The 10150-nt window shown below is 41.0% G+C and carries 12 protein-coding genes; 11 read left to right on the forward strand and 1 reads right to left on the reverse strand.

All coding sequences use genetic code 11. The features are described from left to right. Positions 1-83: 83 nt before the first annotated feature. From BLR86_RS14115 to BLR86_RS14130, 4 genes are read left to right on the forward strand one after another with little or no spacing between them, the layout of a single operon-like run. A complete protein-coding gene (locus BLR86_RS14115) occupies positions 84-965 on the forward strand; it encodes a branched-chain amino acid ABC transporter permease (protein ID WP_090762929.1) in 882 nt (293 codons plus the stop codon). 22 nt (positions 966-987) lie between these two features. Beyond that, positions 988-1941 carry a branched-chain amino acid ABC transporter permease gene (locus tag BLR86_RS14120; RefSeq protein ID WP_090762932.1) on the forward strand — a complete coding sequence of 318 codons (954 nt, stop codon included), beginning with the start codon at positions 988-990 and terminating at the stop codon, positions 1939-1941. Beyond that, the gene (locus tag BLR86_RS14125; RefSeq protein WP_090762495.1) at positions 1938-2717 is read left to right on the forward strand and encodes an ABC transporter ATP-binding protein; all 780 of its coding nucleotides are present in this window, start codon (positions 1938-1940) and stop codon (positions 2715-2717) included. The genes BLR86_RS14120 and BLR86_RS14125 overlap by 4 nt, the downstream gene beginning before the upstream one ends. Next, complete coding sequence (locus tag BLR86_RS14130) at positions 2717-3424, forward strand: ABC transporter ATP-binding protein (protein ID WP_090762496.1); 708 nt, start codon at positions 2717-2719, stop codon at positions 3422-3424. Before BLR86_RS14125 ends, BLR86_RS14130 begins: the two co-directional genes overlap by 1 nt. Before the next feature lie 36 nt (positions 3425-3460). On the opposite strand, the gene BLR86_RS14135 is transcribed toward BLR86_RS14130, so the two are convergent. After that, on the reverse strand, positions 3461-5269 hold the full coding sequence (locus BLR86_RS14135; protein WP_090762498.1) for a TIGR04190 family B12-binding domain/radical SAM domain protein: 1809 nt from the start codon (positions 5267-5269) through the stop codon (positions 3461-3463). Positions 5270-5558: 289 nt separating this feature from the next. Between BLR86_RS14135 and BLR86_RS14140 the strand changes: the two genes are divergently transcribed. The 7 genes from BLR86_RS14140 to BLR86_RS14170 all read left to right on the forward strand — a co-directional run bounded on the left by BLR86_RS14140 (position 5559) and on the right by BLR86_RS14170 (position 10137). Then, positions 5559-6023: a hypothetical protein gene (locus tag BLR86_RS14140; RefSeq protein WP_090762500.1), complete on the forward strand. Its 465-nt coding sequence runs from the start codon at positions 5559-5561 to the stop codon at positions 6021-6023. 103 nt (positions 6024-6126) lie between these two features. Beyond that, entirely contained in the window at positions 6127-6603 is a 477-nt protein-coding gene (gene ybaK / locus BLR86_RS14145; protein ID WP_090762502.1) for a Cys-tRNA(Pro) deacylase, read from the forward strand. 90 nt (positions 6604-6693) lie between these two features. After that, a complete protein-coding gene (locus BLR86_RS14150) occupies positions 6694-7797 on the forward strand; it encodes a PRK06851 family protein (protein WP_090762504.1) in 1104 nt (367 codons plus the stop codon). Between the two features lie 98 nt (positions 7798-7895). After that, a complete protein-coding gene (locus BLR86_RS14155; RefSeq protein WP_090762506.1) occupies positions 7896-8099 on the forward strand; it encodes a hypothetical protein in 204 nt (67 codons plus the stop codon). Between the two features lie 167 nt (positions 8100-8266). Then, positions 8267-8902: a DNA alkylation repair protein gene (locus tag BLR86_RS14160; protein WP_090762936.1), complete on the forward strand. Its 636-nt coding sequence runs from the start codon at positions 8267-8269 to the stop codon at positions 8900-8902. 73 nt (positions 8903-8975) lie between these two features. Further along, complete coding sequence (locus BLR86_RS14165; protein ID WP_090762507.1) at positions 8976-9830, forward strand: HAD family hydrolase; 855 nt, start codon at positions 8976-8978, stop codon at positions 9828-9830. Between the two features lie 73 nt (positions 9831-9903). Continuing rightward, positions 9904-10137: a hypothetical protein gene (locus BLR86_RS14170; protein ID WP_090762510.1), complete on the forward strand. Its 234-nt coding sequence runs from the start codon at positions 9904-9906 to the stop codon at positions 10135-10137. The last annotated feature ends 13 nt before the right edge of the window (positions 10138-10150 follow it).

Consider the following 10150-nt stretch of genomic DNA (forward strand, 5'->3'; position numbering starts at 1 on the left):
GAATAGGGAGCATAGGTATGTTCCCTATTCTGGTTTTTGGGAGTTGGAAGGATTCCCCTACCCAACGAAAAGGAGTTGCAGACATGGAACAACTAATACAGCAGCTGGTCAACGGCATTTCCTTAGGCAGTATTTATGCATTGATCGCACTTGGATATACAATGGTATACGGCATTGTCAAATTAATTAATTTCGCCCATGGTGATGTGTTCATGGTCGGTGCATTTATTGGATTTTATTCGATTACTATTTTAGATTTGGGATTTTTCCCTTCGTTGCTCATTTCCATGGCAGCTTGTGCGCTCTTAGGTGTTCTTATTGAAAGAATAGCCTATAAACCTTTACGAAATGCTACAAGGATTGCGGCATTGATTACAGCAATCGGGGTTTCCTTATTGATTGAGTATGGAATGATCTATGTCCGTGGAGCCCAGCCCGAGGCTTATCCAGGTGATCTAATCCCGGCAAAAAGCCTAGAATTCTTAGGGGTGAAAGTGAGCAGTCAGTCAGTATTAATTTTAGGCACTTCACTAGTATTAATGATTCTTTTACAGTTTATTGTACATAAAACAAAAATTGGTAAAGCAATGCGTGCTGTTTCCCACGATATGGATGCAGCTAGATTAATGGGAATTAACGTAAACAATACAATTTCAGTAACGTTTGCGATTGGTTCGGCACTAGCAGGTGCGGCTGGCGTTGCCTTCGGAATGTACTACACAAAAATTGAGCCATTAATGGGAATTATCCCTGGTCTTAAAGCCTTCGTTGCTGCTGTATTGGGCGGTATTGGAATTATTCCTGGTGCAATGGTTGGTGGTTTATTATTGGGTGTTATTGAGTCATTAGTGAGTGCTGCAGGTTTCTCTCTATGGCGTGATGGGGTTGCTTTCGTGGTCTTAATCTTAATCCTGATATTCCGCCCAGCCGGATTATTTGGCAAAAATATCAGGGAAAAGGTCTAGGGGGGTGCGCAGCTTCATGAAGATGAATCAGATCAAACAAGCGAAGTTTTTTTGGGTATCAACCGTTTTAGCTATTATATTCTCCATCGTGGTGCAATTCCTGATTACTGGAGGGGTTCTAAACTCCTTTTATGTGAACACTTTGTTTTCAATCGGAATTAATATTATTTTGGCTGCCAGTTTACATTTAATTATTGGCATTACTGGCCAGTTTTCAATTGGACACGCTGGTTTTCTTGCCATCGGTGCTTACATGTCGGCAGTTGTAACAATGAAATTGGGGCTTCCGTTCCCATTAGCTATCGTAGCTGCCGGATTGGCAGCGGCCATAGCTGGCTTGATTATCGGGATTCCCACTCTCAGGCTGAAGGGGGACTATCTTGCAATTGCCACACTCGGTTTTGGCGAGATTATGAGAATTGTATTTTTAAATATTGATTATGTCGGCGGGGCCAGCGGGATGACCGTTTCCCACTTGACAACATGGCCATGGTTGATTTCTTGTGTCTTGATTACCATCATTGTTATTGTCAATTTCACCAATTCCACCCATGGAAGGGCATGCCTTTCCATACGGGAGAATGAAATTGCTGCAGATGCGATGGGGATTAATACAACGTATTATAAAGTAATGGCGTTTGTAATTGGTGCCTTCTTCGCTGGCGTTGCAGGCGCCTTGCATGCTCATAATTTTTATATCATTCAGCCACAGAACTTTGGCTTTTTGAAATCCTTTGATATTTTGATTTTAGTTGTAATCGGGGGCTTGGGAAGTATGTCAGGTGCAGTTCTTGCTGCGATTTTGTTGACGATTGTTTCAACATTCCTCGGCAGTTATCCGGAAGTGCGGATGATTATTTACAGCCTTGTGCTGATCGTGATGATGCTGTTCCGTCCACAGGGAATGTTGGGAACGAAAGAAATCACCGCCTTCTTGAAAATCGGCAAATCTGCTAAAGGTGGTGTCCCACGATGAAAGCAAATACACCCTTGCTTAAAGTGAATCATGCAGGCATCCGTTTTGGCGGATTAAAGGCTGTTTCAGATGTGAACCTCGAATTAAGACAAGGCGAATTAGTAGGCTTAATTGGTCCTAATGGCGCCGGGAAGACGACATTTTTTAATCTGCTAACCGGTGTGTATGTCCCTACTGAAGGCAGCATTGAGCTGGATGGAGATAAATTAAATGGATTGGCACCCTATAAGATTACTAAAAAGGGTATTAGCAGAACCTTTCAAAACATCCGGTTGTTTAATGAATTGTCGGTTCTTGATAATGTAAAGGTGGCCTATCATTCTCTTGCTAAGCATTCGATTATGAGTTCGATTTTCCGCCTTCCTAAACACTTTTCTGAAGAAAAGGATATGGAGGAAAAGGCGATTGAGTTTTTAAAGATTTTTAATTTAGATAGTGTCATGCATGAAACGGCGAAGAACCTGCCGTACGGCCAGCAGCGCCGCCTAGAGATTGCTAGAGCACTAGCCGCTAATCCGAAACTATTGCTGCTGGATGAACCTGCGGCCGGGATGAATCCGCAGGAAACAGAAGAATTAATGAATTTAATCGCCTTAGTTCGAAGAAGGTTCAATTTAACCATTCTTCTGATCGAGCATGATATGCTCCTGGTAATGGGCGTATGTGAACGAATTTATGTGCTTGATCATGGTCAACTGATAGCAGATGGAACTCCCGAGCAAATCAGAAATAACCCGAAAGTCATCGAAGCGTATCTTGGGGAGGAGGTTTCGTAATGCTGAAAATCGAAGATATCAATGTCTATTATGGGATTATACATGCTTTAAAGGGTATTTCTCTCGAGATCAATGAAGGAGAAATTGTTACCTTGATTGGTGCGAATGGCGCGGGGAAAAGTACGCTTTTAAAAACGATTTCTGGTTTACTTAAACCAAAGAATGGGTCGATTTTGTTTGAAGGACAATCGATTTCAGGCAAGGTAGCTCAGGCCATTGTGAAACAAGGTCTTTCCCATGTTCCAGAAGGGCGCCGTGTCTTTGCGAATATGTCTGTAGAAGAGAACCTTGAATTAGGTGCTTATTTACGGAAGGATAAACAAGGAATTAAGGAGGACTTTGAAAGGGTCTACAACTTGTTTCCTCGTCTACTTGAACGACGTAAGCAGCTTTCTGGTACGCTGTCCGGCGGCGAGCAGCAGATGCTCGCCATGGGGAGAGCCTTGATGGCACGCCCGAAGCTCTTACTATTGGATGAGCCATCCATGGGGCTTGCGCCACTGTTAGTTAAAACGATCTTTCGTATTATTGCGGAAATCAATAAGTCGGGCACGACCATTCTGTTGGTGGAACAAAACGCAAACATGGCATTATCAATTGCTGACCGGGCCTATGTCATTGAGACAGGCAAAATCGTGTTGTCCGGCTCCTCTGAAGAGCTAAATCAGAGTGATCAAATTAGAATGGCTTACTTGGGTGGTCATTAAAAAAGACGTGTGAGTCGCGAACTCACACGTCTTTTTCTATATTTTTGCTTTCTCTTGTTGTGTTTCTAATTTAAATTGATGACGAAGTTTTGGCTGTAAGGCATGTTTGATCTTAGTTACATACTCTTCATAAAGCTGCTCTAAACCAACTAATGCCAGTGAGAAGAAGTTCGCGTAATTTTTTTGAACCTCCCATTTCAATTCGTTCTTTCCACAAATACTATATTTATTTAATTCTTCAATTTCCTTTTGAATTTTGGCTAATTCAATTTGCTGCTGTTCTTCAGGAAGCGAGAGAACATAATCAATCTTTTCGATATAAGCTTGAGATTTCTCAATCTTGCTTTTAATTTCATCGAAGCCTGCTTGGTCAATTAGACCATACTTGAGCTTAAATTCGTTTAGCTTTTGAGCCGAATCATAGGTTGAGTTGACAATGTCATCACGAGTCATTTGTGTTGTTTCATAGCTCAACATATGCTTCCATGATGGCTGGATGATCGCCTTGCGGTGGTCCTCAAGAGTATGACAGAACTTCTTAAAGCCATGCAGCTCAGGGTTTTCAAAAGCAGGGCTGGCCGGGTCAAGGAATGGTGCCAGCGGTGCTACAAAGTAGAATAGTCTTGGGTCTTTATTGCAGGCAAGATGCAGTTCTTCACAGAAATCAATATTTTCCATTGCGCTTTGATAGGTTTGACTCGGAATACCTGTCATAAAGAATAAATCAATTTTCTTAGCACCATGCTTGAGAGCAAAATTAAGGGTTTCAATGACCTTTGGATTGGTGCAGTTAAATTTCCCATTGTAGCGTCTTATTTTTTCATCATGCGTTTCAAGGGTAATTTCAATGCTGTATTTTGAACAGCTTTCATTCATCATTTTGAAGAATTCTTCACCTGCATATTGGAATAATTCAAAGACGATTTCGTTTTTAAGATTAAGCTCTTTAAGACGGCTGAAAAATTCTTTTACATACTCACGGCCGCCCTGGCGAAGGTCATGAAGGATAAAGATGGGTGCCCGGCTGAAGCGTGAAATAAACTGAATATCTTCAACAAGCTTTGCTGGTGATCTAAGTGCAAGAGAACTTCTTCCACAGTTTTGATCATAGGCATCCTTGGAACCGCCGCAAATCAGGCAGTTTTGCGAACAGCCTCTTGCTGTTAGTAATGCGGTATTTGGGTATTGCAGCCAGCCATTGTAGGGCAGCGGGTCTAGAAAATTACGGTATTTGAATACAGAGCGGACGGTATAGCGATATCCTGGTACATCAATATCATCTAAATCCTTTGGTACATAAGTGAGTGGATTGTAGCCGATTTCCGAACCTTTTTTCCAGGTTAAGTTAGGAATATCAGCATAGTGCGTATTTCCGAGTTCTAATTTATTCATTAACAGCAGGGTAAGCTTTTCGGTTGAGTCACCGCGCAAAACGAAGTCAATAAATGGATATTCAATTAACTCTTTATGATAATAGGTGGCGGATAGACCTCCAAACAGCATCGGTGTATCTGGGTGGAGCCTTTTTACGATTTTCGCTAGTTCAATACTGCCGTGTGCATGTGGCAGCCAGTGCAGGTCGATTCCAAACATACGGGTTTTGATTTTTTTAAGTTTCTTTTCGACATCAAATTTTTCACTCATCAGCATCCGGTTCGCAATATTGATAATTTTAACACGAAGTCCGTATCTTTCTAGATAGTCAGCAATACTTGTTAAGCCGATTGGATACATTTCAAACACGGGTGATGACGGTACAACATCGCTAATGGGTCCTGCAAGCAGGGAGTTTTTTCTAAAGTCATAAACACTCGGTGCGTGTAAAAGGACTAAATCATATTTCATAATTGCCACCCTTTTCAATTTATTAAAGTTTATATTAGTTATTGTGAATAATTTCACATATTATCTTTGATTTAACCATGGAAAAGTGATAAACCAGATGAATTTTTGTCAAAATCCATATTTGTCATAATCTTCTAGCTACCTTTATTTTACTATAATAATGGATTAATAGAGTGACAAACGGGTGACAACAATGTGGAGATTCCGTGTAGCACCTAGGGGGAAATCGTCCTTTAACCCAATGAAATTCCCAGCATATAGTAAGGGGAAAACATATTAAAGGAGGAATATGTCCGTGAATTATGATGGTTATCCCAATTATTACGGAATGTCACCAATTCAAGAACCAAGCCAGCAGCCTCGATTTGGAGGGGAGCAGCAGCATGGATCCCAGCACCCGCCATTTGGAGGGGGGCAGCAGCATGGATCCCAGCACCCGCCATTTGGTGGAGGACAGCAGCATGGATCTCAGCACCCGCCGATGGGCGGAGGACAACATCATGATGGAGCGCCATCTACACCCCCACCTTCGCATACGCCGCAAGAATCAGTTTCTGCATTCGCGGTTGACCCTGGAGCGATTAGAGGCTGCCTCCACCGCTTTACCTTTGTTTGGCTTAACAATGGAAGAAGTTTCTGGTTTTATCCAACCTTTGTTGGAAGAGACTCAGTTGCAGGCTATCGCTGGAGGGGATTCCGCTGGGTATATTATGGAACCGATCTAAGGAGAATTCGATCATTTAGGTGCACGTAAAAGCAAAACGCAGGGTAAGGAAGTGGATGATTCCTTACCCTATTTATATATTGGCAAGTGGAAATTGTTATAATAATAGCAAAAACGATTAAGGATGAGAGCAATGGCAAAGGTCAAAACAAATGCAATTCGAATACTTGATAGCAAAAAATTCGCCTATGAGGTGCTTACATACGATAATCAAGATGGAAAAATAGATGGAGTTTCTGTTGCCGCGAAGATAGGCAGGGAGGCTCGTGAAGTATATAAAACGCTGGTTGCCCAAGGGGCAAGTAAAAATATTTATGTATATGTGATACCAGTAGAAGCAGAATTGGATTTAAAAAAAGCCGCAAAAGTTGCTGGGGAAAAGAACGTCGAGATGATTCCTGTTAAGGATATTTTAAAATGGACGGGCTATATCCGTGGCGGCTGCTCGCCAATTGGGATGAAAAAGGAATATAAGACATTTATAGATGAAAGCTGTTTAGCGCTTGAGGATATGGTTGTCAGCGCTGGGAAAATAGGTGTTCAAATCGTGATCGATCCGAAAGTGTTAGTAAATCTAACAAAGGCTGAAACCGTTGAGGTAAGAAAATAATTTAGTGGGCATTCACCTATAAACACACATTGCATAAGATATGTTTGAAATGAAACCTTGCGAGTGTCACGTATAAGGGAGTGATCAGAAGTGGCAGGAAAGATAAAAAATTATTTTGCAGGCGGAAATACAGCTAGAGGATTCCACAGCCTATATGATTCAAATCTTCAAGGACTAGATTGTATCTATATTCTTAAAGGCGGTCCTGGAACAGGTAAATCCTCACTGATGAAAATGATAGGCAACGAATGGGTCGAAAAGGGATATGATATCGAGTTCTTACATTGTTCGTCGGATAACAATTCCATTGATGGAGTGATCATCCGTGCCTTAAAGGTGGGGATCGTGGACGGGACGGCTCCGCATGTAATCGAGCCGAAAGCTCCAGGTGCTGTAGAACAGTATATTAATTTGGGTGAGGCCTGGAACGCAAAGGCACTTGCTGCTGAGAAAAAGAATATTGAACGTTTATCAAAACAAATTAGTGCTTCGTTTAATTTAGCCTACTCAACCTTTAAACAAGCTTTGGATGTTCATGATGATTGGGAGAAAATTTATATTGAGAACATGGATTTTGAAAAAGCAGACCAGCTGACCAATAAATTAATTCAATCCTTCTTTGGTAAGCTGAAGTTGAATAAGCAATCAGATATCCGCCATCGCTTCTTAGGGGCGGCAACACCTAAGGGAGCGGTTGATTTTGTCCCGAATTTAACGGAGGGGATCGAAAAGCGTTACTTTATTAAAGGACGCCCTGGTTCCGGAAAATCAACGATGTTGAAGAAGCTGGCTGCAGCTGCAGAAGTAAGGGGTATTGATACAGAAGTCTATCATTGTGGTTTTGATCCTCACAGCCTGGATATGGTGATTTTTCGAGAGCTAGGAATTTCCATATTTGACAGTACGGCTCCACATGAGTATTTCCCAAGCCGGGCCGGTGATGAAATCATTGATATGTATGAGCTATTGATTACACCAGGAACAGATGAAATCTATGAAGACAAAATTAAACCAATCGCCGCATCTTACAAAAACAAAATGAAGGAAGCTACCTCTTATTTAGCGAGGGCAAAAGAACTTCATGATCAGCTTGAATCGATTTATGTCCCGGCAATGGACTTTTCGGTTGTCGAAAACATCCAAAGTAAAATAGCCGAAGAAATGAGTGAGTTAGTTTCGGTTCATACTCAGTAGCTACCAGCTGTCCCGTAATGGGGCAGTTTTTAGTTGTGTATGATCTTTTTATTAGGGGAAGATAAAAATGTTGGTTACGATAAAAGGAGGCTTGGACGATGACAAATGACTCTAATTCTGCAAATAACACAGTGGAGGCGAATAACAAAATCAATGAACAACTGGAAGATGGAAAGGTTCATGCTCCCATTCAGGCAAATTCAGAAGCTGAAAGAGCTAATCTTGAATTACAGAACCAATTTAATCAAGAGGAACAACAGAACTTGCGCATATCCCCAGCTGCAATTTCTACTCCCCAATAACTTCAAAATCAAGCCGGCCATTTAGAATCGATAGCCGGCTTGATTTTATTATTGCCGATTTGTTTTGCTTTTCTGGCCATTATTTCGCTAGGAGAGCTAAAATAGTACTATAGCAATTTTTTTAGGGGTGAAGGATTTTGGAAAATGAAATAGAAAAACTAACACTTATGTTTGAAGAGCACCGTAATGAAGAAAATGCTGGTCCAATGAAAAAGTATATGAAAGATCATTTTCCTTTCTTAGGAATTAAGTCACCGTTACGAAAAGAGCTTGAAAAGAAATTTTTTAAAGAGACGGGTATTCTAAAAGAGCCGTTTAACAAGGAATTTGTTTTAGGGCTTTGGGAAAAGAGTGAGCGAGAATATCAGTATACCGCGATTACCTATATAGGTAAGTTTTCAAAAAAATTGCTTAAGGATGACTTGCTATTTCTTAAGCAATTGATTACGACTAAATCCTGGTGGGATAGTGTGGATAGTATTGCACCTCTAGTAGGAGAAATAGCTAAGCGATATTCTGAAGTAATCGAAGAGACGATAAACCAGTGGTCGGTACACGATAATATGTGGTTAAGAAGGACGGCAATTCTTTTTCAATTAAAATATAAGGGACAAACAAACGAGAACCTTCTCTATCAATACATACTTGAAAATGCTGACAGCAAGGAATTTTTTATCCAAAAGGCCATTGGCTGGGCGTTAAGGGAATATTCTAAAACGAATTCCGATTCGGTTAAGAGCTTTATAGAAGGAAATCAACTAGCAGCTTTAAGTGTGCGTGAGGGCAGCAAGTATCTTTCATGAGCAAAATGGTGAAAATGTCTAGTGGAATCATGTTAGAATGGCGGTAACATAGGAAAAGGATATAGGTGACAACATGATAAAGTGTATTGCTACAGACATGGATGGAACGTTATTAAACTCTTACCAAAAAGTTAGTCAAGAAAATAAGGAAGCGATTCTAAAAGCACAGGCACAGGGAATTGAGGTGGTCGTGGCAACGGGAAGGTCTTATCAGGAAGTGCGATTTGTCCTGGATGAAGCCGATTTACATTGCCCTGCTATTTGCGTGAATGGTGCAGAAGTGCGTACAAAAGAAGGAGAAGTTTTTTCTGCTACACCCATTGAAAGGCAGGATGTTAAAAAGGCAGCTGAGTTGTTAACGGAAAAGGATATCTATTTTGAAGTTTATACAAATAAAGGAACCTACACGCTTGATCCTGAAAAGGCCGTTTCGATTTTAGTGGATATTGTGATAAGTGCTAATCCTGATTTAAACCGAGAGCAAGTCGTCCATAAAGCAGGAGCTCGAATTCGAAATGGTTTAGTTCATCAAGTTGAAGATTATAACCATCTTTTTAATGATGAAGAGTGCCAGGTCTATAAGCTTCTTGCCTTTGACTTTGATTCAGAAAAGCTGGAAGGAGCAGCATCCTCATTAGAAGATTTAACACAGTTGGCCGTATCTAGTTCAGGGCATGAGAATTTAGAAATCACCAATCGACAAGCTCAAAAAGGGATTGCCCTAGAAGCCTTTATAAAAGCGAAAGTGATTGAATTAGCAGAGACTATGGCGCTGGGAGATAGCTTTAATGATGTCTCGATGCTGGAAAGAGTCGGCAGAGCGGTAGCGATGGGGAACGCAGCCTATGAAATTAAATCTCTCTGTGATGTAGTTACCGCCACAAATGATGAACATGGAGTAGCCAAGGCGATACTGGAGGTTTTATAGAATGGATTTGGGATGAAGGTTACCCAAGTGTTGCTGCTTAATCTGAAGTAAATAGGCAAAGGGTGGTGAGGTCTTGAGTACTAAAAGCAACAAATTACAATACGGATGGACACTAATAGCCCATCCGAGTTTCCAAGTATTTACCAACAAGAGCTCGTACGTCATCTTGGATCAATACAATGATGTCATGATTAGATTTACCCTCCAAGAGACCGAAATCGAAATCCTAGGCGCAAACTGGAACCTAAACTACAAAATCAACCTCGGCTTCAAAACACTAAAAATCATAAACACACCAGAAGAATAAACCAACAGCACCA

Origin of the sequence: Bacillus sp. OK048 (assembly GCF_900103525.1) — a bacterium.
Taxonomy (GTDB): domain Bacteria; phylum Bacillota; class Bacilli; order Bacillales; family Cytobacillaceae; genus Neobacillus.